The organism is Nocardioides sp. AN3, assembly GCF_054653495.1.
Genome location: NZ_BAAIGC010000026.1, coordinates 36295 through 59211, shown reverse-complemented (window position 1 = coordinate 59211; position 22917 = coordinate 36295). Strand labels below are relative to the sequence as shown.

Sequence of the window (22917 nt, the reverse complement as noted above, 5' to 3'; positions counted from 1 at the left end):
AGCGTCGGCCGAGGCCTCAGGCGTCGGCGCCCGCGTCGGCGTCGGCGTCGGCGTCGAGGATCGCGGTGGTCAACAGTGGAGCGGTGAGCGCGATCTGCCAGCCGCGGGCGCCGTACGCCGCCAGCTGCGCGGTGACCTGGTCGATGAGCTCACCTGGGTCACGCGTCGCCGGCGGCGTCCACAAGGTACGCCGCATGTAGTCGGGCGTCAGGAGGTTCTCGACCGGGACCTGCACGCGCTCGCTCAGCTCGGCCATCGCGTCCTTGGCGAGCGTGAGGCGCCGTGCGGCGACCGGGTCGCGCTCGGGCCACGCACGCGGCGTCGGCGGTCCGTCAATGCGGGGCGCACGCGCCGGCAGCTCCGCCTCGGGCAGCTCGGCCGCGCGCTGCAGAGCAGCCAGCCATCGTGTCGAGTAGCGCTCGGCGCCCCGACCGTGGAACCCCTTCGTGCTCAGCAGCGAGCCGCGGTCGGTGGGCAGCTCGACCGCCGCCGCGATGATCGCGGAGTCAGGAAGGATCCGGCCGGGCGTGACATCGCGCTGCTGGGCGACCACGTCCCGGGCCTCCCAGAGCTCCCGGACGGCAGCGAGCCCGCGCCGCCCGCGGACCTTGTGGGTGCCGGACGTGCGACGCCAGGCCTCGAGGCGAGTCGGCGGTTGGAAGGTGCGCAGGTGCTCGAACTCCTGGCGCGCCCATTCGGCCTTGCCGGCGGACTCGAGCTCGCGGGCGAGCGCGTCGCGCAGCTCGACGAGGACCTCGACGTCGAGAGCGGCATACTCCAGCCAGGACTCCGGCAGGGGCCGGGTCGACCAGTCCGCTGCCGAGTGCTCCTTGAGCATGGAGTAGCCGAGCACCGTCTCGACCAGGGTGGCCAGGCCGACCCGCGGGTAGCCGAGGAGCCGGCCCGCGAGCTCGGTGTCGAAGAGCGACGCTGTGGGACGCAGGCCCAGCTCCGCCAGACACGGGAGGTCCTGGGTCGCGGCATGCAGGATCCAGTCCGCGCCGTCGAGCGCACGGTGAAGAGGCGCCAGCGTCGTCAGACCGATGGGGTCGATGAGCCAGGTGCCCGACCCCTCACGGCGGAGCTGGATGAGATAGGCGCGGCTGGAGTAGCGGTAGCCGGATGCGCGCTCGGCGTCGATCCCGATCGGGCCGTCGCCGGCGGCGATCGCCGCGCAGGCCGAGGCGAGCCCCTCGTCGGTGTCGGTCACCCGGGGAAGGCCGTCGCGCAGCGTCAACAGCGGCGCGGGAGGGGCTTCGGACTCGACAGGGTCGCCGTCGGACTCGGCCGGGACGCCGTCGAGCTGGTCGGGAAGGTCGGCCGAGCTCACCGGGATCCCCGCTCGGTGGTGCGCGGAGGACAGGGGCGGGGGAGCGGAAGGTCGAGTGGGGTGCTCATCGACCCCGCTGGCCTCGGCGGCTCGGCATCACGGCCACGCCGTCCGGGACGGGCGGCAGGCCGACCGCGGTGCAGAGCAGCTCGCCCCACGCCTCGACGTGCGCGCCGATCCCGAGCGCTCCGTCCTCGCCCGCGACTGGCGTCCACGACGCACGGATCTCGACCTGCGCCGTGCCGCCCTCGTCGGCCATGCCGCCGAAGCTCTCGGTCGCGACGCGGGTGACGGTGCCGGACGCCGCCGTGTAGACCGCTCCGTGCGACGCCAGCGCCTCGATCAGCCAGGACCAGCCGACCTCCCCGAGCATCTGGTCGGTGATCAGCTCGACATCGATCTCGGCGCGGGCATAGGCGACGCAGCGGAACGTGCCGCCGCCCCAGGCCTCGTTGCCCTCCGGGTCGTGCAGCAGGATCAGCCGGCCGGTGCCGACCTCGGTGTCCTCGACGGTCACATCGGCGCTGAGAGCCGAGGCGTACGGCGCGATCCGCTGCGGCGCCGGCATCTCCTCACAGAAGATCTCCGGACGCAACGTCGCCGCCTGCATCGCGAGGACCGCCGCCCGAAACTCCGGCGGCACCTCGCCGCTCCCTGAGGACGCACCCGTGCCCGGGCGCGTCTCCTGACGCACCACCATGCCCCCACCCTAGTAGCCGAGGTCGGCGGATCCCCGGGACCGCGACACGCCCGGCGCGTCTCAGGTGCGTCTCAGGCGTGTCTCAGCCTCGGCGGACGGCGTGCGCGGCCGAGCTCGATGTCCGGGCTGCGTGGCTGGGCTGGGTGGCCGGGATGGGTGGCAGGCGGTCGTCCGGATGTGCAGCCAGGCCGGACCGGGTGGGACCATCGGCTGGTGACGACACTCGCCGACTCCGCTTTCCTCAAGGCTGCCCGAGGCGAGGCGGTGCCGCACACGCCGGTGTGGTTCATGCGCCAGGCAGGTCGTTCGCTGCCGGAGTATCTGAAGGTCCGGGAGGGCGTCGGGATGCTCGAGTCGTGCCTCGACCCCGACCTGACGACCGAGATCACGCTGCAGCCGGTGCGCCGCTACGGCGTGGACGCGGCGATCTTCTTCTCCGACATCGTCCTGCCGCTCAAGGCGGTCGGCGTCGATCTCGACATCAAGCCCGGCGTCGGCCCGGTCGTGGCCCGGCCGGTGCGGACGCTCGCCGACGTCGAGGCGATCCCGGACCTCACCTCCGACGCGGTGCCGATGATCACCCAGGCGGTCCGTCAGCTGGTCGCCGAGCTCGGGCCGACGCCGCTGATCGGTTTCGCGGGGGCGCCGTTCACTGTGGCGTCGTACCTCGTCGAGGGCGGACCCTCCAAGGAGCACGCGCTCACCAAGGCGATGATGTTCGGCGCGCCGGACGTGTGGGACGCGCTCATGCGCAAGATCGCCGGCATCTCAGCCGCGTTCCTCGAGGTGCAGGTCGCTGCCGGCGCCTCAGCCGTGCAGCTCTTCGACTCGTGGGCGGGCGCCCTCACCCCCGCCGACTACGCCGCGAGCGTCATGCCGCATTCCGCCGCCGTCCTCGAGCAGGTCGGCACGCTCGGCGTCCCGCGCATCCACTTCGGCGTGGGCACCACCAACCTGCTCACGCTGATGGGCGAGGCGGGTGCGGACGTCGTGGGCATCGACTGGCGTACGCCGCTCGCCGACGGCATCGCCCGGGTCGGTGGCCCTCAGGGGCACTGCGTGCAGGGCAACCTCGACCCGACGCTCGTCTTCGCCCCCACCGAGGTGATGCTGGCCCGTGCCAGCGAGATCATCGAGGCGGGCCGCGCGGCGCGCGGCCACATCTTCAACCTCGGGCACGGCGTCATCCCCTCGACGAACCCCGACCAGCTCAAGCGGCTCACCGAGCACGTCCAGTCCTACCCGCTCGCCGACGCCTGAGTGCTCGCCTCAGTGTCCGGCGAGCGGACGCAGATGACCGCCTCAGCCGGCCATCTGGGACTGCTCTGGCTTCGGCTCGGTCTCGACCCCGCGGCGGCTGCGGCGAAGGACGAGCCACACCGGGATGCCGATGAGCAGGGCGACCGGGATCCAGGGGAGGACCGCGCCGACGACGACGGCGACGCCGGTCGCGAAGCCGCGCAGCGCGTCCCACCCTGCACTCAGGCCGGCGGCGAATCCGGTCGCGTGGGAGACGTGCCGGGTCTTCGCGGCGAGCGGCGGTCGCTCGATGCTCACCGTGATCGTCGAGAGGGCGGTCTGATCCTGCAGGTGGGCCTGCTGACGCAGCAGCGAGTTGAGGTCGGCCTCGCGGCTGGAGAGCTCGGACTCGATGGCCATGATGTCGCCGATCTTCTCCGCGCGGCTCAGCAGAAGGCGGATCCGGTCGATGCTCGCACGAGCGGCCTTGACCCGTTCATCGACGTCGATGACCTGCGTCGAGACGTCGTCGCTGGTCGTGGAGGAGTCCACGAGGTGGGCGACCTTCTCCAGGTCGGCCATGGCCTGGGCGAACGAGGCCGCCGGGATCCGCAGGACCATCCGGGCCTGTCCCATCCGGCCGTCGTCCGCGGTCGACGTCTCCTCGTCGCTCACCATGCCGCGGTAGGAGTCCGCCACCTGCTGGACCTCGGATCGCGCCCGCGCGACGTCCTTGGCCGTGAGCGCGATGCTCCCGGTCGAGATGATGGCGGGCTGCTCGATGTCGGGCTGCCCGGCGGCGGCATCGCTGCTCGCCTTCCCGTTCGAGGTGGACCCCGTTGCGGGTGCGGCAGCGCCCTCGACCGCCGTGGCGCCGCCGGACAGGTCGGCTGCGGAGCCACCGGGCGGTGCGCCCTTCGCGACCGACCGCGACGAGGCGTCCGAGGAGCCGGCTGATTCGCCGGACGAGCCTGACGAGCAGGCAGCGAGCGCGAGCAGGGGGACGGCGATCGCCGCCGCGACCCGGACTTTCGTGGTCAACATGTCGATCAGACGGCGGGAGCGCGATTCCGGTTCCCGACTGCTACGCTCACTTAAATAGACGAAACCGGTCGACAATCAGATCGAGGCGTCGAGCGCAGGCGTCACTCGCCACGCGTCGCCCCGTGTCGCCCCGCTAGAGAGGAAGCCCGCCCCATGAGCGCACCTGTCACCGCCGTCGTCGTCGGCAACCCCAAGCCGGCGAGCCGCACGCTGAGCGCGGCGACGTACGTCGCCCGCTCGCTGTCCGGCGCCGACCCCGATCTGGTCGTCGACCTGGCCACCCTCGGTCCCGCGATCCTCGACTGGTCCGACGAGACCGTCGCGGGGCTGGTCAAGGAGGTGGGCGCTGCCGACCTGGTCGTCGTCGCCAGCCCGACGTACAAGGGCGCCTACACCGGTCTGCTCAAGCTGTTCCTCGACCGGTTCGCCGGTGGGACCGGCCTGAGCGGCCTCGCGGTGCCGCTCATGCTGGGCGGCAGCCCCGCCCACTCGCTCGCGCCGGAGCTCACTCTGCGACCGGTGCTCACCGAGATCGGCGCGACGGTCCCCGGACGAGGGCTCTACGTCGTCGACGCCCAGCATGACGACCCGGCTGCGTACGCCGACTGGCTCGCCGCCACCTCACCCCTCGTCTCGGCCTTCCTGGGGACTCGCGCCTGATCCGTCTCGTGGCGGCCCTCGAGGGGTGAGTCCGCTACGGTCTCGGGGCGGCGGCAGGTTGATGGCTCACCCCCGCACGGCCTCTGGAACACTGGCGACGTGAGGGTCCTCGTCGTGGGTGCAGGCGTCGCCGGGCTGGCCGCGGGACACTTCCTCGTCGAGGCCGGACACGAGGTCGTCGTCCTCGAGGCCGGCGAGCGGATCGGCGGCAAGCTGCGCCGGGCATCGGTCGCCGACGTGATCGTCGACGTCGGCGCCGAGGCCATGCTCGCCCGACGTGCGGAGGGCACCGACCTCGCCCGCGACCTCGGCCTGCCGATCGTGCACCCGACGAAGGCGACGTCGCGACTCTGGGTCGACGGCGCCCTGCGACCGCTCCCACCGACCCTCATGGGCGCGCCGATGGACCTGGACGCTCTCGACGCCTCGGGTGTGCTCTCCGTCGAGGGGATGGCGCGTGCCCGTGCGGAGGCCAGCAAAGACCCGGCCGAGCCGATCGGCTCGGGCGACCGGAGCGTCGGCAGCATCGTGGACGAGCGCTTCGGACCGGAGGTGACCGACCGCCTGGTGGAGCCGCTGCTGGGCGGCGTGTACGCCGGCCGCGCCCGCGAGATCTCCGTCCGAGCCGCCGTCCCCCAGCTCGCCGCGCTTCATGACAACGGCCCTTTGACGCCGCAGCTCCACGCCATCCCGCGAGGCGGCGACATGCCCGTCTTCGCCGGCATCGACGGCGGGATGGGCTTGCTCCCCGAGGCGCTCGCCGCCCGGCTCGACGTCCGGACCGGCCAGCCGGTGATGGCGACCGCTCGAAAGCCGCGGCTCACCGTCACCACGCCCGCAGGCGAGGAGAGTGCCGATGCGGTCGTCCTGGCGGTGCCGGCCCATGCGGCGGTGCACCTGATCGCCGGGTTCGCCGGATCCACGCGCGGCGCCTCGCCGGCCAGCGAGCTGGCGCTCATCGACCACGCGTCGGTCGCCGTCATCACCCATGCCTTCCGGATCGACGACTGGCCCCTCGATCACAGCGTCAGCGGCTTCCTCGTGCCGCCCGACCAGCACCGGCGGATCAAGGCCTCGACGTTCTCGTTCGCGAAGTGGGACTGGGTGCGCCGCGCCGGCGAGGCTCGGGGCGTCGTGATCCTGCGCACCAGCATCGGCCGCGCGCGCGAGTCGCACAGCCTCGATTTCACCGACAGCGAGCTGATCGCCCAGTCGCTCGCCGACCTGGCCGAGGCGACCGGGCTGCGGGCCACGCCGGTCGACACGCACGTCCAGCGGTGGCCATGGGGGCTGCCGCAGTATGCCGTCGGACATCTCGCCACCGTGCGCGCCCTGCGCCAAGCCGTGGCACAGGTCCCGGGTCTGGTCGTCGCCGGTGCGGCGTACGACGGCGTCGGCATCCCCGCCGTCATCGCCTCGGCCCGCCGCGCGGTCGACGAGCTGCTGGCGAGCTGAGGGCCGCACGGCTACCTCGGCGAACGGACAACCGGGGCCGCCGTCCCGGCAAACGTTGCCCCGTTGTCCCTGGGCGGTGGGACAACCGGCCCGCCAAGGTCTCTCTCAGATCGGCAACCACGCCGAGCACCACCTCTGAGGAGCAGCGATGAGCACTCACGTCACCACCCGCCACCCGGCACGCGACGACCTCACCTTCGGCGGCGAGATCGCCCCGACCCGTCGAGCCGGCCGTGGCTGGTCGCTCGCCGGCATCGGCGCGGGCCTGGCCGGCATCGGGATCGTCGTGACGACGACCATGGTCAACGGCGTCTACGACAAGGACCTGGTCGGCCACCCGGACCAGATCGCGCACAAGATCGCCGGTCAGACCGGCGCGATGTTCGCCTTCCACTCGGTCGCGATGATCGGTGCCCTGCTGTTGGTCGTCTTCGGCGCCGGACTCTTCCAACGGCTCCGTGCGGTCGCCCCGGACTCGGCGGCTCCGTTGGTCGCCCTGGCCGGCCTCCTCGGCACCGCCGTGGTCGTCGTCCTCGGAGCGGGCCTCGACACCGAGTTCATGATGAGCCTGAGCTTCGACGACAAGTCGGTCGACGTCTACAGCGCCGCCATGTACAACCACTGGATCGGCACGATCCCGTGGGTCTGGGTCCTCTCGGGTCTCGCCGGCCTGGCGACGTACGCCGTCTCCCGCCGCGGCGGCGTCCCGCGCTGGATCGGGCGGGTCGGCCTCGTCCTCGGCGGTCTGACCATCCTCTTCGGAGTCTCGCCGCTCGAGTACATCTCGGGCGTCACCGGCGCCCTCATGGTCCTCGTGACGGCGATCGGGTTCACTGTTGGGGACAAGCAGCACCGCCGGTGATCACCGACGAATCTGCCGGTCCGGCCCCCTCGGGGCCGGGCCGGCACCACAATGTCCCGGTGCTCCCCATCAACGCCGAGAAGCGCGCCGTGTGGGCGGGGGTCCTGCTGCTGGCGCCCAGCCTCGTCTGCCTCGCGCTGACGATCTGGCTCGACCTGCACACCGACCCGACCGGTGTGGGCGCGCAGTACGCACCCGGCTGGGCCTGGAGCTATGCCCTCATCGGCGCGATCCAGGCCATGCTCGCGGCCGTCATCCTCGTGCGCGACCCGCGGCAGGGCTTCGGATGGGGGCTCGGCTGGCTCGGACTCTTCTGGGCGACCGACGGTCTGGCCCAGGCCTACATCCGGTATGGGATCAGCGCCACCGACGCGCTGCCCGGCATGAACCTCGCGCTCTGGAACCTCAACCGGATCGGGTCGTTCCTTCCGCTGGCCGGCTCCCTCATCCTCTTCACCTTCCCGACCGGACGCTTCCTGCCGGGTGCGTGGCGGGTCGCGAGCTGGGTCGCGACCGGCAGCATGACGCTGGCCAACCTGGTGCTGCTCATCGCGCCGGCCCGCAACCTCCCCGACGTCGCGCTGCCGCCAGGTGTCGACGTCGACTGGGCGACGCTTCGCCTGCCGGCCGCGGTCGTGGACGTGGGTGCCCCGCTGGTCGTGGCGACGTCGGTCGCCGGTCTGCTCTTCTCGATGGTCACCGTGGTCGTCCGCTACCGGCGCTCGCGCGGTCGTGAGCGCGACCAGATGCGCTGGCTGCTGTGGAGCGTCGTCGCGATGGCCCTCTTGCTCGCCCTCTCCGTCGGCCTGGAGCTTCCCGGCGGGGGCGACTTCGTGATCTTCGCGATCATGGTGCTGCCCTCGGTCGCGATGACGATCGCGATCGTCGACCCCGAGCTGGTCTCCATCGAGGACCTGCTCGCGCGCACGCTCGTCTACGGCGTGCTGGCCGGCGTCATCCTGCTGGCGGACCTCGCCGTCATCACCGCGCTGAGCGCGGTCCTCGGCGACTCGCTCAGCCAGCGTCAGATCGTCCTCATCGTGCTGCTCGTCTCGGTCCTTCTCTACAGTCCGCTGCGCGGGCGGCTGGCCCACGCCGTGCAGGCCCTCATGCTGGGCAAGCGCACCGACCCGTACGACGTCGTCGCCGGCCTGGCCTCCACGCTGGAGTCCATCGACGAGGGGCCGCAGCAGCTCGCGGCTGTCGCCCGCGCGGTCGCGGTCGCCTTCCGGGTGCGATACGTCGCCGTCGAGGTCGACCGCGGCACCGGCGAGCGTCTTCTCGCGACGTACGGCGACCCGCCCGCCCAGACCCGCAGCCTGCCGATCGTCTATCGCGGCGCCGAGGTCGGCCGCCTCGTCCTGCCGGCGCGCGGCGCCCGCAGCCGACTGTCGCGGCGTGACGCCCAGCTCCTGAACGACCTCGTCCGCCAAGCCGCGGCCGCCGCTCGCACGAGCGGGCTCGCCGAGGAGGTCCAGCGCAGCCGCGAGCGGCTCGTGACCGCCCGCGAGGAGGAGCGTCGCCGGATCCGTCGCGACCTGCACGACGGACTCGGCCCGGCGCTCAGCGGCGTGGTCTTCCAGCTCGAGAGCGCCCGCCTGCTCGCCGAGAGGGACCCCGCCACAGCCGCGACCCGGCTGCAGGAGACCAGCCGCACGGTGCAGGACGTGGTGGCCGACGTACGCCGCCTCGTGCACGACCTGCGCCCCCCTGCGCTCGACGACCTGGGTCTGACCGGCGCGCTGCGTCAGCTCGCCGGCCAGCTCGAGCGTGGTGGCCCCGCCGTCTCCATCGCCGAGTGCGGCCTGCCGGCACTGCCGGCCGCGGTGGAGGTGGCGGCGTACCGGATCGTCGCCGAGGCGCTCACCAACATCGTTCGCCACGCCGGCGCCACGAGAGCCGACGTGCGGCTCTGTGCGGCCGACGGGGCGCTCCACCTCGAGGTCCGCGACGACGGCAGCGGCCTGAGCGAGGAAGTCCAGGCCGGTGTCGGGCTCCGCTCGATGCGCGAGCGCGCCGTAGAGCTCGGCGGACACCTCGAGGTGACCTGTCCCGCGTCTGGGGGCACCGTGGTGACCGCGACCCTGCCGATCGCCACGCTGCCCGAGCGGGGAGGCGTGCCAAAGGAAGGCGCGCAGGAAGGCTGGGACGAGCGTCAAGACGGAGGACAGAGATGAGCGACATCCGCGTGCTGGTCGCCGACGACCACCAGATCGTGCGCGACGGGCTCAACGCGCTGCTCGGCGCGCTCGACGGCATGGAGGTGGTCGGGCTGGCAGCCGACGGCGTCGATGCCGTTCACCTGGTCGCGGAGACCTCGCCGGACGTGGTGGTGATGGACATCCAGATGCCACGGCTCGACGGCCTCGAGGCAACGCGCCGGATCACGTCGCGCCATCCGTCGGTCAAGGTCGTGATGCTGACCATGAACGAGGACGACGAGACGGTCCTGGCGGCGATCCGTGGAGGCGCGAGCGGCTACCTGCTCAAGGGGTCGGGTGCCGAGGAGGTCGAGAACGCGATCCGCGCCGCTGCCGCCGGCGGGATGGTCTTCGGGGCGTCCCTGGCCGCTCGCGTGGCGGCGTACTTCTCCGGGCAGCTCGCGGGTGCCGCCCGCGCCGAGCAGCCCGAGCCGTTCCCCGAGCTCACCGAGCGCGAGCGCCAGGTGCTGCGACTGCTCGCCGCCGGCCGCTCGAACGACCAGATCGCGGGCGAGCTCTACGTGTCGTCGAAGACCGTGCGCAACGCGGTCTCCGGGATCTACGCCAAGCTGCACGCCGCGGGGCGCGCGGAGGCGATCATCAAGGCCCGGGAGGCCGGCTACGGCCGCTGACGAGCCAGGTCGAATAATGGGCAGCATGACGCAGACCGACCCCCACGCCGATCCTCAGGCCGACATCAAGTCGAACGCCGCGCGCATCAACGAGCTCAACGCGACGCTGCGCTACACGATGTGGTCCGTCTTCCGGCTCGAGGAGCGCTTCGGCGAGGAGTCCGACCGTCACCTCGAGGCCGTCGAGGTGCAGCAGCTCTTCGGCGAGCTGGCGGAGGACGACGTGGTGGTCCGAGGGGTCTACGACGTGGCCGGCCTGCGGGCAGACGCCGACGTGATGGTGTGGTGGCACGCGGGCTCGGCCGAGCAGCTCCAGGCGGCGTACCACCGGCTGCGCCGCACCCGCTTCGGCTCCCGGCTCGCGCCGGTGTGGTCCCAGATGGCGCTGCACCGTCCCGCGGAGTTCAACCGCAGCCACCTGCCCGCGTTCCTGGCCGAGGAGCGGGCGCACGCGTACGTCGCCGTCTACCCCTTCATCCGCTCCTACGAGTGGTATCTGCTCGAGGACAACGAGCGTCGTCGCCTGCTCGCCGAGCACGGCCAGATGGCGCGCGACTTCCCGGACGTCCGCGCCAACACCGTGCCGTCGTTCGCGCTCGGCGACTACGAGTGGATCCTCGCGTTCGAGGCCGACGACCTCTCGCGCATCGTCGACCTGATGCGTCACCTGCGCGGCTCGGAGACGCGCCGTCACGTCCGCGAGGAGGTGCCGTTCTACACCGGTCACCGTGTCGAGGTCGCCGACCTGCTCGCCCAGCTGCCCTGACGCAGGGCTTCCGAGCGGTACGGCGGGCGGCGGCCTGAGCCGCGGATCTGCTCGTTAACGCTGACGTAACACACCACGCGTGCGTCTGTAACACCCGGTCGCGACAGTCGACGATCGTGTTTCCCCTCGCCCTCGCCGCGGTGACCACCCCTGCGACCGCGGCTGCTGCTGCCGCGTCGGCCGACCCCTCCGACACCGCCTGGCTGCTCGCGGCGACCGCGATGGTCCTCGTCATGGTGCCCGGGCTGGCGCTGTTCTACGGCGGGATGGTGCGCTCCAAGGGCGTGCTCAACATGATGATGATGACCTTCGTCTCGCTCGGGGTCGTCACGGTCGTCTGGGTGGTGGTCGGCTACTCGCTCGCCTTCGGCGACGACGTCGTCGGCGGCCTCATCGGGGACCCGACGGAGTTCTTCGGCCTCCAGGGGCTGCTGGACGGCCGCACCGGCTGGTTGCACGTGCCCCTCATCCTCTTCGCGATCTTCCAGGGGCTGTTCGCCGTCATCACCGGAGCACTCGTCTCGGGCGCCATCGCGGACCGCGCCCGCTTCGGAGCGTGGGTGGTCTTCGTGGGCGTCTGGACGGTGCTCGTCTACGCCCCCGTCGCGCACTGGGTCTTCGATCCGGCGCATCCTGGGGACCCCGGCGGCTGGCTGCTCAACAAGATCGGGCTCATCGACTTCGCCGGCGGGACGGCGGTCGAGGTCTGCTCAGGGGCCTCGGCCCTGGCCCTGGCGCTGGTCGTCGGCAGGCGGATCGGCTTCGCCGCCGAGGCGATGCGGCCCCACAACCTCACGCTGGTGATGCTCGGCGCCGGGCTGCTCTGGTTCGGCTGGTTCGGCTTCAACGCCGGGTCGGCGCTGGAGGCGAACCGGACCGCGGCGGACGTCATCGCCACCACGCTGGCGGCCGGTGCCGCCGGGACGATGGGCTGGCTGACGGTCGAGCGGGTGCGCGACCGCCACGCGACGACGCTGGGCGCCGCGTCGGGCATGGTCGCCGGACTCGTGGCGATCACCCCGAGCTGTGCCTCGCTCACCCCGCTGGGCGCCCTCGTCACCGGCGGACTCACCGGAGCGGTCTGCGCCTGGGCCATCGGGCTCAAGTATCGCTGGGGCTACGACGACTCGCTCGACGTCGTCGGCGTGCACATGGTCGGCGGCATCGTCGGGACGCTCGGCATCGGGCTCCTCGCGTCCGCGGCGGCGCCGACCGGCGTCGACGGCCTCTTCTACGGCGGCGGGCTCGACCAGCTCGGGCGGCAACTCGTGGCGACGGCGGTGGTGCTGGTCTACTCGTTCGCGGTCTCCGGCGTCATCGGGCTCGCCGTCGACCGGTTCATGGGCTTCCGCATCCACCGCGACGACGAGATGTCCGGCATCGACCTCGCCGTCCACGCCGAGACGGCGTACGACCTCCACACCGTCGGCGGCACGCGACCGCACCGGCTGGTGTAGGGGCGCGGGCGGAGTACCCGGTTCACCGGGAACTCCGCCCGCGCCTCAGGCGCGGTCCGCCGGCTCGAGGGTGATGGAGATCGAGTTGATGCAGTAGCGGTCCCCGGTCGGTGTGCCGTAGCCGTCGGGGAAGACGTGACCGAGGTGCGAGCCGCAGTTGGCGCAGCGGACTTCGACCCGCTTCATGCCGTGTGAGTTGTCCTCGATGTACTCGATCGTGTCCGTGATCGGCTGGTAGAAGGACGGCCAGCCACAGCCGGAGTGGAACTTGGTGTCGGACTCGAAGAGCTTCGCCTGGCACGCCTTGCAGCGGTAGACGCCGACCGTCTCGGTGTCGGTGTACTCACCGGTGAAGGCCCGCTCCGTGCCGGCCTTGCGCAGGACCTGGTACTCCTCGGGGGACAGCTGCTCACGCCACTCGGCGTCACTCTTCTCGACGTTGTAGGCCACGGGTCGAGTCTACGCGGGGACGTCAGACGTAGCGGCTGCCGCAGCAGCCGACTCGTCTGACGTCCCGCTAGGTTGAGGCCCATGCCGAAGACACCTGCCGCGGAGGTCGTCGCCGGCGACCGTGCGGTGCGCATCTCGAGCCCGGACCGAGTCGTCTACGAGGCCACCGACCGCACCCCCGAGGTGACGAAGCTGATGGTCGCCCAGTTCTTCGCCGACGTGGGGGAGCGGCTCATGCGGGCGATCGGAGAGCGTCCCGTCGCGCTGGAGCGGTGGCCCGACGGGTGGCGCGAGGGCATGCGCCTGGCGACAGGGCCGACGGATCGGGAGGGGGACGGCTTCTACCAGAAGCGGGTGCCGAAGGGTGCCCCCGACTATCTGGAGACAGTCAAGGTGACCTTCCCGAGTGGCCGCACCGCCGACGAGATCTGTCCCACCGAGCCCGCCGTGCCGGTGTGGTGCGCCCAGATGGGCGCCTTGACCTTCCACCCCTGGCCCGTACGTCGGCCCGACGTCGACCACCCCGACGAGCTCCGCATCGACCTGGATCCGCAGCCGGGCACGGGCTTCGCCGACGCGGTCCGCGTCGCCGGCGTGGCGCGCGAGTTGCTGGAGGAGCTGGGCATCACGGGCTACCCGAAGACGAGCGGCAACCGGGGTGTCCACATCTACATCCGCATCAAGCCCGAGCGTGGCTTCGAGGACGTCCGACACGCCGCGATCGGCTTCGGTCAGGAGCTCGCCCGGCGTGACGTCGGTGTGACGGTCAACTGGTGGAAGGAGGAGCGCGGGGAGCGCATCTTCGTCGACTTCAACCAGAACAACCGCGACCGCACGATCGCCTCGGCGTACTCCCTGCGTCCGCGGCCCGGGGCACCGGTCTCGACACCGCTGACGTGGGCCGAGCTCGCAGACCTGAAGGACCCCCGCGATCTGAACCTCTTCACCGTCCCCGACCGGATGGCAGATGCCGACCCCTGGGCCGGGATCGAGGATGTGGCCCACGACCTGGACCCGCTGATCGCGCTGTGGGACGGCGTCGAGCAGAGCTTCCCGCCGGACTACCCGAAGATGCCGGGGGAGCCGCCGCGCGTGCAGCCGAGCAAGAAGGTCGCCGCGCACTGGGACGAGGAGGGCAACCGGGTCGAGAAGGCATAGACGCCTGGAGTCCACATGGCTGAGGGCCCGCTGGAGATCCCCCGATTCCCAGCGGGCCCTGACGAAGCCACCGTGCTTCCCGTGCCCCCCGACACGGTCACTGCAGGAGCACGCTCCCGGTCACTTCGGCGGGTGAGTCCTCGAGGCCCCATCGAGACCTGTCCGCGCTCTGCCCTTGTCGAGATGTCCCCCCAGACACGTCCGACCTCAGTAACGCTAGGCAGTGTCTGGTCAAGGCGCGCCCACGCGCCGACCAGCATCTGGTAACAGATCGGAAACGATCGCCCGACCAGGCCAGATGCGGAAGGCTCAGACGCCGGTGACGCCCTCGCCCTCGCCGGCCTGTTCGTCGAAGTTCTCGTGCTCGAGCAGGTGCAGCACCGGCACCCCGATCTTGCGTCGCGCCTGCGACGTCCAGTCGACGTGGAAGAACTCCGCGACCACGTGCGGGCGGGTCAGGATGATGGCCTCGCGCCCGTCGACCTCGGTGACCTTGGCCTTGAGCGCCTCGATCGGAGGAGCGTCCACGACCTGACCCTCCGCGGTCGCGCCCGCCGTGCGGAGGGCGTCGAGCGTGTTCGAGAGCTCGTCGGTCGCCCGGTCGAGACAGTCCTTGCGGACGGCGTCGAGGTCGACCTCGTTGACGAGCATCGAAGGCGTCCCCAGGATCTCGCCGCCGTTCAGCGTGCCGAGAGAGGCCTCGATCCTCGCCGCGGCGTCCTCCATCGGGAGGATGACGTGATAGGCCACGGGCTCGTCGAGACCCTCGTGGAGCGACCGGACCTGGGTCGCGTCCTGGGACGAGAGCGCCTGCTCGACGAGAAGCACGACGTCGTAACTCATGCGTCTGAGCCTAGGGCTCCCGCGGCCCGATGGCACGCACCGCCTCAGCCGTTCAGCACTTCACCCAGGTCGTAGGAGACCGGCTCTTCCAGCTGGTCGTAGCCGCAGGAGGTCGGGTCGCGGTCCGGCCGCCAGCGCTTGAACTGTGCGGTGTGCCGGAAGCGTCGGCCCTCCATGTGGTCGTAGCCCACCTCCAGCACCCGCTCGGGACGCAGCGGGACGAAGGAGAGGTCCTTGCCCTGCGACCAGCGCGACTGCGTGCCCGGCACCCGGTCGGGGTTCGCGGTCAGGAACTCGGCCCACCGTCCCCATGGGTGGTCCTCCAGCGACACCTCGAGCGGGCGCAGCTCCTCGATGAGCTCGGCCCGGCGCTTCGCGGTGAAGGACGCCGAGACGCCGACGTGCTGGAGCTCCGCCTCGTCGCCGTCGCCGTCATAGAGGCCGAGGAGCAGGCTGCCCAGCAGCGGCTGGGCCTCGGTCGAGGTCTTGTGCAGGCGGTAGCCCGCGACGACCACGTCCGCGGTGCGGGCGTGCTTGATCTTCAGCATCGTGCGTTGGTTGGGGGAGTACGCCGCACTCAGCGGCTTCGCGACGACGCCATCGAGCCCCGCCCCCTCGAACTGGCGGAACCACTGCTCCGCCTCGGCCGGGTCGGTCGTCGTCCGGGTCAGGTGGCACGGACCGTCCGCCGGCAGGTCGGCGAGGGCGGCCTCGAGCGCCGCGCGCCGCTCGCTGAAGGGCCGTGCCAGGTAGGAGTCGTCGCCGAGAGCGAGCAGGTCGAAGGCGACGTACGACGCAGGCGTGGTCTCGGCGAGAAGCTTGATGCGCGATGCCGCGGGGTGGATGCGCTCCTGAAGCACCTCGAACTCGAGGCGACCACCTCCGGCGACGAACAGCTCGCCGTCGAGCACGCACCGCTGCGGGAGCTGCTCCTTGATGGCGGCGACGACCTCGGGGAAGTAGCGGGTGAGCGGCTTGGTGTTGCGCGAGGCCAGCTCGACCTCATCGCCGTCGCGGAAGACGAGGCACCGGAAGCCGTCCCACTTGGGCTCTATTTGTACGTAAGGGAGCATCGAGAGCGCCTTCTCGAGCGTGGTCGTCTTGGCCAGCATCGGCAGGATCGGCGGCATCACGGGCAGGTCCACGAGTTCACCGTAGGGGATGTGGGTCTCAGCCGAGGCTGGTGTGAAAGGCCTGTGTCACCACCTCCGAAATGTTGACGCTGCCTCTGTCTGGTTCGCCGCTCAAGTGTCGGCGGTGCCCGTTATGGTCTGGGCACATGGGGGATCCCGTCCTCGGAGCCGAGGAGCGTCAGACGCTGGGTGCTCTTCGCTATGCAGTGAACGAGGACGCTGGGACGTATCTCGCGATCATGCGGCTGTTCACCGGCGGCATGAGCGGGTTCCTGTCCGACCAGTCCGCCGAGGAGATCGCTAGCAAGCTCGGGAGCCAGGGCATCGAGCTCGACAGAGATGCGGTGGAACTTCGGCTTTCCTACCTCGTCGAGCACGGCAACCTGGCGCGGAGCCCGCGCGAGACCGAGGCGCGCACGGTGCAGGAGTACCTGACCAACCGGGCGCGCTACCAGCTCACTGCGCGCGGTGAGCTCGTACACCGGCAGGTCGAGGAGTTGCTGGCCCACACCGACGGTGCTCGCGAGGTCTCCTCGGAGATGCTGCCGGGCATTCTCGCGGGACTGCGGGATCTGCTCCGAACAGTGGAGGCAGGGTTGGAGCAGGCGGACCCGCGCGAGCTGTCGGGGCAGATCACCACATTGTTCGCGCAGTTCGGGGTGCTGGTCTCCTCGACGCGCCAGTTCTACTCCTATCTCAACCAGGTGCTGAGCCGTTTCGATCTGGGGCGGGAGGAGTTCGTCGCGTTCAAGACCGCGCTGATCGACTACCTGCAGCGGTTCATTGACGAGGTCGCTCGGCATATGCCGCAGGTCGGCGACACTGTGCGGGCGCTGACCGTGCACGTCGAGGCGCTGTGCTCCCGGGCAGGCGCGGACCAGCGGCTGGTCGGGATCGACGGGGAGCGGGCGCGCCGCGCCCCCGGCCTCGAACCTGAGGACTGGGAAGGGCTGCGGGCCTGGTTCGTCGGCAGCACCGGACGGCGCTCGGACGCTGACAATGTCCGGCTGCTGGCGACGGAGGCGATGCGCTCGCTGCTGACCAACCTACGGCGGATCTCAGCGGGGGCGGACCGGCAGCAGAGCAGGTACGCCGACATGGTCCGACTGGCCCGGTGGTTCGCAGCAGCCGATGACGACCAGGCTCACCGAATCTGGGCTGGGGCCTTCGGGTTGTACTCGGCTCGGCATCTGGCCTTCCCCGCGGACCCCGAGGGCGACCCGGTCCCGGCGACGCGGTCGTGGTGGCGCTCGGCGGTCGCCGAGGTACCGGTCTCGCTGCGCACGCACGGCGACCGGCAACCCGGTGGTCGCACGGGCGCCAGGGTGGACTACTCCGCTTCGAAGGCGGCCCGCATCGCCGAGCGGGCCGCAGCGCAACAGCGTCGTGAGGAGGCGCTGCGCGAGCTGGCCGACAGCGCAGGCGGGGTGACGAAGATCAAGCTGAGCGAGGAGGCTCGCGCGGCTTTCCTCGAGCTCTACTCCCAGGCACTCGTGCGTCACGGGCGGCCGTTGGTGGGTGAGCAGCGAGCAGTGAGCCGTGCCCGGCTCGAGGGCTCGACGCTGACGATGACCCTGAGCGGTGATGAGTCCGGCACGGTAGCCGTCCACAGCCCCGCGGGCGTGCTCACCCTGACCGGCGTGGCCGTGGAGCTGCACCACGAGGTCGACGTCGAGCCGGAGGAGGAGGCGAGTGTCGGATGAGTGAGCCGAACGATCTCATCCTCGAGGCGGACCTGCGCAAGGCGGTCCGGACGCTGATGCGTCGTCCCCTGCTCCACAGCGGTCGCGACCACGACGATCTGGCACTTGTACGCCGCCACCGAGCGGAGCTGACTCGACTCTTCGCCGACGGCCTTGGCTACCGGCTAGTCGTCGAGCCGGGGCTGGCCCGGTTGTTCAAGACCGGACTGCCCGCCGATGTCAGCCGGGGCCTGGCTCGCCGCAACGGCGTGCCCTTCACACCGCGCCGCTACCTGATGCTGGCGCTGACGTTGGCGGCGCTCCTGCGAGCCCGGCGCCAGGTGATGGTCGACGAGCTGGTGGCGGGGGTACGCTCCGCCGCGGTCGACGCCGGTGTCGACGTCGATCTGGACAGCATCACAGAGCGTCGAGCACTGCACTCGGCACTGTTGGCGCTGATCGACATCGGCGTGCTGTCCGAGCGCGACGGTGATCTGGAGCACTGGGCCGAGCGACAGACCGCCTCGCTGCTTGACATCCATCGCGACCGGCTGGCGGTGCTGCTGAGCGCGCCGATGAGCGGTGTGATCACGCCCGAGGAGCTGCTCGAGGTGGCCTCGGTGCCGTCGTCGGCCGGCGGCGCGCGGGTCGCGGTGCGACGGCTGCTCGCCGAGCGCCCAGTCCTGAGCGTTGAGGACCTGACCGACGAGCAGGAGGGCTGGTGGCGGCGCAACCGGGAGCGCGAGCGGGAGTGGTTCCGCCGCGTGCTCGGTCTCGACCTGGAGCTTCGTGCCGAGGGCGCGGTCGCGATCGACTCCGGCGGTGACCTGACCGACCTGGTCTTCCCCGGCGCGGGGTCCGCGCGCCATCTGGCGCTGCTGCTCCTCGGTGAGTTGGTCGAGATCCTTCGCGCCGCCACCGGTAAGGAGCTAGAAGGCGTTACGTGGGGACGGGTTGCTGCGTCAACGGCCCGCAGCGCTGCGGATCGGATCGTCGTCACCTGGCGCAAGGGCTTGCGCAAGGCCTACCAGGAGGATCCCAACGCGGCGTATGCCGACGCAGTGGGCATCTTGGAAGCCGCCGGGCTGGTGAGGCAAGAGGAGTCCAGTCTCCTCGTGCACGCCGCAGCAGCCCGCTACGCGCCGCGCCCAGAACTGATCACGGCGCCGGGCGGGCAGCGCTCACTCTTTGAGGAGGACGAATGACGATCGCACCAGCGCCTCAGCGGTGGGCGAACAAGTCCGTCGCGAGTTCGCGGTTCCGGCTCAACCGAGCCGGGATTCTCAACGTGTGGCAGTACGACGACCAGGTCTTCGACCTTGCTGGCGGGCGGCTGCTGCTCCGCGGCGCGAACGGCGCAGGAAAGTCCAAGACGCTGGAGATGCTGCTGCCGTTCGCGCTCGACGGCGACAAGGCCAAGATCACCGCCTCGGCCAAGCATCACACCTCGCTGCTCTGGCTGATGACCGACGGCTACGACGGCCAGGCGCGGCAAGGCTACGTCTGGGTGGAGTTCCTGCGGAACGATGCCGACGGGACCCCGGTGGCCTTCACCTGCGGTGTCGGGATCCGGTCCAGCGCGTCAGGCGCCACCGCCACGGCCTGGCAGTTCGCGACCGAGGGCCGTGTGGGCGTCGACTTCTCGCTCGAAGACGAGGCCGGTCCGCTCTCGCGACCGCGGCTGGAGGCACTCCTTGGCCCCGAGCACGTCTTCGAGAAGGCAGCGTCCTACAAGGAGTACGTCGGCCGCGAGCTGTTCGGCCTGGACCCAGGCGCCTACGACGAGGTGCTTCGACTGCTCTACTGGCTGCGCCAGCCTCAGGTCGGTGAGGACATCGAGCCGGCCAAGCTCGCCCGGCAGCTCTCCAGCGCACTCCCTCAACTCGACGAGTTGACTGTGCGTATGGCCGGCGACGCCTTCGACGAGCTGACCGCGTTCGGTGAGCAGATCGACCGTCGCGCGGCGGCTGCCGACGCAATTGCGACCCTCGCCACCAGCTACGCGGGCTATGCCCGTGCGGTCGTCGCAGACCGGGCACGGTCGGTCGCCGAGGCGCTGAGGGTGGAGAGGCGGATGCGAGGCGAGATCAGCGCGGCGACCGATGAGCTCGCAGAGGTCGAGTCCGAGCTTGCGCAGGCGGAGGCCGATGCGGTCGCCGCGCGGGAGGCGCAGCGACAGGACCGGGCCAGGCTCAAGGCGTACGAGACGGACCCGGCGTTTCGCGATCAGCGGGAGCTGTCACGGCTTGCCCAGGCTGCGGAGAAGGCGGAGGTCGCCGCCGACACCGCGAAGACGGCCCGGAAGCGGGCAGCGGCGGTGCTGGAGCGGCGCACGACGCGAGAACGTGAGCGCCGCGGAACGGCGGAGGCGGGGCTGCGCCGCTACTCCGAGCGGCTCCATTCGCTGGACCGGACCCAGCGCGAATGGGTGCCCGGTTCAGGAGTGGCCGTTCCGACGAGCCTCGCCGCTACGGCACTGGAGTCCGCGGCACAGGTCCCGTTGCTCGAGGCCGCATTGGACCAGAGCGCGGTCTCGATCTCGGATGCGAGGGCTGCCGTGAACCGGCGGCTGGGCGGGGTCGCGCTGGTGCGCGAGGCACTGACCGCGGTGGACAAGGCCGAGACCGCCCGGAAAGTCGCCGAGGACCAGGCCGAGCGCGAGGAGCACCGGTGGGAGCGGGCCCGCGAAGCACGGCTGGAGGCCGAGCGATCCGCGGAGGCGGCCGCAGTCGCGCTGCGGGCCGCGCTGATCGACTGGGCAGCCCCGGCGGAGACCCCTGCCGGATTGGTGCTTCCCGACGAGCTCACGACGGAGACGGTGGCAGGGCTGCCCGACCTGGCGCGCCGCGCGGCGGCAGAGGACCTGTCCCGATGGCATCGCCGCGAGGCGGAGGCCGAGGCGCGCCAACGGGACGCCCTCGCCGAGGTGGAGCGGCTGCGCAACGACCGTGCCCGGGTCGAGGCAGCGCGGGACTCGGCACCGCCGCCACCGGCCCTGGCGCGTACGCCGCGAGTCGATGGAGCGGCGCTGTGGCAGGTTGTGGACTTCCAAGAGGGGCTCACGTCGGAGGAGCGTGCCGGACTGGAGTCTGCGCTGCAGTCCTCGGGCCTGCTCGACGCCTGGCTGCGATCCGGCGGTCGGCTGCTCGGGCCAGACGACCGCGACCTGGTCCTCGCGCCGGAGGCCGTCAGCCTCGTCAACCGCTCGGCGGACCCGGTAGGGCTGGAGCGGTGGCTTCGGGTTGATCTGCCCGATGGCTCCGATCTCACTGAGGAGGACGTACGCCGCGCGCTCCGTGCCATCCAGGCCGGGCGCGCCACCACCAGAGCCGCTGCCTGGGTGGCGACGGACGGAACCTGGCGGCTCGGCCCCGCCGACGGGCGTGCAACCAAGGAGACGGCCCAGTTCATCGGAGCCACGGCGCGGGCCGCGGAGCGGGTTCGCCGTCTGGCAGAGATCGACCGCGCGATCGCCGAGCAGGAGTCGGCCGCGGCCGGGGCCGCCGAGCAGGCGGGCATGGCGGCGGCCGAGCTGGCCCGGCTCGGCACGTGGGTCCAGCAGGTCCCGTCCGGCGCGGATCTGCAGCAGAAGTGGGCGACCCTGACCGCCCGGCAAGTGAACGAGGGCGAGGCTGAGACCGCCAACCGCGAGGCACAACACCAGGCGCAGGCGGCGCGCCAGGTCGCTGCGCAAGCGCGCGAGCGGCTCACCCATAGCGCTCAGGTCCAGGAGCTGCCGACAGACCCTGTGTCGCTCGATGCCGCCGAGCATGCCCTGCGCGGCCTGTCCGACGGCCTCCGCGACGCCGCTCGGATCGACGGCCTCCGCCTTGAGCTCGCCCTGTGGGCGGAGGCGCTGGCGGAGGAGGCAGAGGCTCAGGAGGTGGCGACCGAGGCCGCCGAGGCGTCGGAGAGTGCGGGTTCCGACGCGACCACGGCCCGGTCGGCGTACGAGGCACTCAAGGCCGCCGTCGGAGACTCGGTGGCCGACCTCGAGGCAAAGATCACCCGCGCCCAGCGTGCGCTGGCGGAGCAGGAGGCTGCCGAGGCGAAGGCCAGAGACCGGGTCAAGGACGCATCGACTCGGGTCGGGTCTGCCCAGACGAAGGTCACCACCTCCGCGAAACGTCTCGATGAGCATGTGACGCTGCGTGCGACTCTCCTGCGATCCCTAGTGGCCGTCGTGGCGGTGCCCGGGCTGCTCGATGCCGCCGGGGCGGGCGACCACGCCTCGGTGCTCGCCGGGTTGCAGGGACATCCCGAGAGCGAGCCACTGCCGCGTACCGTGTCCGGACCGATCAATTTGCTCGCAGACATGTCCGCGGAGACGCCCGACGGCCCGCTCAATGCGCTGTGGCTGGCCTATCGGGATGCCTCGAGCAGTGCCGCGGCCGACCTGCAGCCGACCGTGACCGACCATCCCGGAGGAGAGGCGGGCACCCTGCTGGCCGCCTCCGGACGCGACGAGGCCGGCGAGGCCCCGATCCTCCAGCTCGCGACGCGAGTGCGCGCCGGGGTCGACCGCGACCGGATGCTGCTCACCGACCGAGAGAAGAAGCAGTTCGAGCAGCACATCCTCGGCGAGCTCGGCGAAGCGATCCGCGCGTGCCGCTATGAGGCCGACGAGCTGGTCCGGGCGATGAACGACCAGCTCGGGGGCGTGACGACGTCCCAAGGGATCAGGGTGCGGCTGACCTGGAAGCTGCGCGGCGACGTGCCTGGTGAGGTCAAGCGTGCGGTCGAGCTGCTCACCCAGCCGGTCGGGGCGCTCCTGCCCGAGGAGCGCGCCACACTACGCGACGTCCTCCACCGGCTGATCGAGGCCTCCCGCGTCGAGCATCCCGAGCTCTCCTACGGCGAGCACCTGGCCGCGGCGCTGGACTACCGCACCTGGTCGGAGTTCGAGATCCGCTACAACCGGCCCGAGCGTGAAGGGGTCTGGGACCGGCTGCACGCTCGATCGGCCCTTTCCCAAGGCGAGCAGAAGGTGCTGTGCTACCTGCCGCTCTTCGCCGCGGCAGCCGCCCACTTCACCTCTCTGGCCGGCGCCGCGCCGCACGCCCCGAGGCTGGTGCTCCTCGATGACGCCTTCCCCAAGATCGACATCCGTACCCATCCGCTGCTCTTCGGTCTGCTGGTGCAGCTCGACCTCGACTTCGTGATCACCTCCGAGCGGCTGTGGGGCGACCACGACACCGTGCCCGAACTGGCGATCTATGAGGCCCTACGCGATCCGGGCCAGCGCGGCATCGCTCAGTACGCCTACCGGTGGGACGGGCGCACGTTGCGGTCGATCGGCTGATCT

Annotated in this window: 18 protein-coding genes; 12 read left to right on the top strand and 6 right to left on the bottom strand. The window is 71.3% G+C overall.

Annotation, left to right across the window (positions count from 1 at the left end; genetic code table 11):
• Positions 1 to 16: 16 nt before the first annotated feature.
• Together ACYQ1K_RS21840 and ACYQ1K_RS21835 are read right to left on the bottom strand one after the other, a co-directional pair.
• Positions 17 to 1330, bottom strand: coding sequence for an HRDC domain-containing protein (locus ACYQ1K_RS21840; RefSeq protein ID WP_459985418.1), 1314 nt, complete (start codon positions 1328 to 1330; stop codon positions 17 to 19).
• A gap of 64 nt (positions 1331 to 1394) precedes the next feature.
• The gene (locus tag ACYQ1K_RS21835; RefSeq protein ID WP_459985416.1) at positions 1395 to 2030 is read right to left on the bottom strand and encodes a DUF3000 domain-containing protein; all 636 of its coding nucleotides are present in this window, start codon (positions 2028 to 2030) and stop codon (positions 1395 to 1397) included.
• A 210-nt stretch (positions 2031 to 2240) separates the two neighbouring features.
• Here ACYQ1K_RS21835 and hemE point away from each other — a divergent pair, with 210 nt between their 5' ends.
• Complete coding sequence (hemE, locus tag ACYQ1K_RS21830; protein WP_459985431.1) at positions 2241 to 3290, top strand: uroporphyrinogen decarboxylase; 1050 nt, start codon at positions 2241 to 2243, stop codon at positions 3288 to 3290.
• 42 nt (positions 3291 to 3332) lie between these two features.
• On the opposite strand, the gene ACYQ1K_RS21825 is transcribed toward hemE, so the two are convergent.
• Positions 3333 to 4313, bottom strand: a complete 981-nt coding sequence (locus ACYQ1K_RS21825; protein WP_459985414.1) for a DUF4349 domain-containing protein — start codon at positions 4311 to 4313, stop codon at positions 3333 to 3335.
• A 153-nt stretch (positions 4314 to 4466) separates the two neighbouring features.
• On the opposite strand from ACYQ1K_RS21825, the gene ACYQ1K_RS21820 reads away from it, so the two are divergent.
• From ACYQ1K_RS21820 to ACYQ1K_RS21790, 7 genes are all read left to right on the top strand, one after another.
• Entirely contained in the window at positions 4467 to 4973 is a 507-nt protein-coding gene (locus ACYQ1K_RS21820) for an NADPH-dependent FMN reductase (RefSeq protein WP_459985413.1), read from the top strand.
• A 99-nt stretch (positions 4974 to 5072) separates the two neighbouring features.
• Positions 5073 to 6428: a protoporphyrinogen oxidase gene (gene hemG / locus ACYQ1K_RS21815; RefSeq protein ID WP_459985412.1), complete on the top strand. Its 1356-nt coding sequence runs from the start codon at positions 5073 to 5075 to the stop codon at positions 6426 to 6428.
• Positions 6429 to 6576: 148 nt separating this feature from the next.
• Positions 6577 to 7290, top strand: coding sequence for a hypothetical protein (locus tag ACYQ1K_RS21810; protein ID WP_459985411.1), 714 nt, complete (start codon positions 6577 to 6579; stop codon positions 7288 to 7290).
• A 59-nt stretch (positions 7291 to 7349) separates the two neighbouring features.
• Positions 7350 to 9467 (top strand): sensor histidine kinase, encoded by a 2118-nt coding sequence (locus tag ACYQ1K_RS21805; protein WP_459985410.1) that lies wholly within the window; start codon positions 7350 to 7352, stop codon positions 9465 to 9467.
• Positions 9464 to 10123 (top strand): response regulator transcription factor, encoded by a 660-nt coding sequence (locus ACYQ1K_RS21800; protein WP_459985409.1) that lies wholly within the window; start codon positions 9464 to 9466, stop codon positions 10121 to 10123. Before ACYQ1K_RS21805 ends, ACYQ1K_RS21800 begins: the two co-directional genes overlap by 4 nt.
• 25 nt (positions 10124 to 10148) lie before the next feature.
• Positions 10149 to 10889 (top strand): hydrogen peroxide-dependent heme synthase, encoded by a 741-nt coding sequence (hemQ, locus tag ACYQ1K_RS21795; protein WP_459985408.1) that lies wholly within the window; start codon positions 10149 to 10151, stop codon positions 10887 to 10889.
• A gap of 116 nt (positions 10890 to 11005) precedes the next feature.
• Entirely contained in the window at positions 11006 to 12346 is a 1341-nt protein-coding gene (locus tag ACYQ1K_RS21790) for an ammonium transporter (protein ID WP_459985407.1), read from the top strand.
• Positions 12347 to 12391: 45 nt separating this feature from the next.
• On the opposite strand, the gene msrB is transcribed toward ACYQ1K_RS21790, so the two are convergent.
• On the bottom strand, positions 12392 to 12796 hold the full coding sequence (gene msrB / locus ACYQ1K_RS21785) for a peptide-methionine (R)-S-oxide reductase MsrB (protein WP_459985406.1): 405 nt from the start codon (positions 12794 to 12796) through the stop codon (positions 12392 to 12394).
• 81 nt (positions 12797 to 12877) lie between these two features.
• On the opposite strand from msrB, the gene ACYQ1K_RS21780 reads away from it, so the two are divergent.
• The gene (locus ACYQ1K_RS21780) at positions 12878 to 13954 is read left to right on the top strand and encodes a DNA polymerase domain-containing protein (RefSeq protein ID WP_459985404.1); all 1077 of its coding nucleotides are present in this window, start codon (positions 12878 to 12880) and stop codon (positions 13952 to 13954) included.
• 309 nt (positions 13955 to 14263) lie between these two features.
• On the opposite strand, the gene ACYQ1K_RS21775 is transcribed toward ACYQ1K_RS21780, so the two are convergent.
• Both ACYQ1K_RS21775 and ACYQ1K_RS21770 read right to left on the bottom strand, forming a co-directional pair.
• Positions 14264 to 14797: a hypothetical protein gene (locus ACYQ1K_RS21775; protein ID WP_459985403.1), complete on the bottom strand. Its 534-nt coding sequence runs from the start codon at positions 14795 to 14797 to the stop codon at positions 14264 to 14266.
• A gap of 44 nt (positions 14798 to 14841) precedes the next feature.
• On the bottom strand, positions 14842 to 15942 hold the full coding sequence (locus tag ACYQ1K_RS21770) for an ATP-dependent DNA ligase (protein ID WP_459985401.1): 1101 nt from the start codon (positions 15940 to 15942) through the stop codon (positions 14842 to 14844).
• Positions 15943 to 16076: 134 nt separating this feature from the next.
• On the opposite strand from ACYQ1K_RS21770, the gene ACYQ1K_RS21765 reads away from it, so the two are divergent.
• The 3 genes from ACYQ1K_RS21765 to ACYQ1K_RS21755 are packed head-to-tail and all read left to right on the top strand — an operon-like array spanning position 16077 to position 22914.
• Positions 16077 to 17633: a TIGR02677 family protein gene (locus ACYQ1K_RS21765; protein ID WP_459985400.1), complete on the top strand. Its 1557-nt coding sequence runs from the start codon at positions 16077 to 16079 to the stop codon at positions 17631 to 17633.
• Entirely contained in the window at positions 17630 to 18817 is a 1188-nt protein-coding gene (locus ACYQ1K_RS21760; protein WP_459985399.1) for a TIGR02678 family protein, read from the top strand. Before ACYQ1K_RS21765 ends, ACYQ1K_RS21760 begins: the two co-directional genes overlap by 4 nt.
• Positions 18814 to 22914, top strand: a complete 4101-nt coding sequence (locus ACYQ1K_RS21755) for a TIGR02680 family protein (protein ID WP_459985398.1) — start codon at positions 18814 to 18816, stop codon at positions 22912 to 22914. Before ACYQ1K_RS21760 ends, ACYQ1K_RS21755 begins: the two co-directional genes overlap by 4 nt.
• Positions 22915 to 22917: the final 3 nt, after the last annotated feature.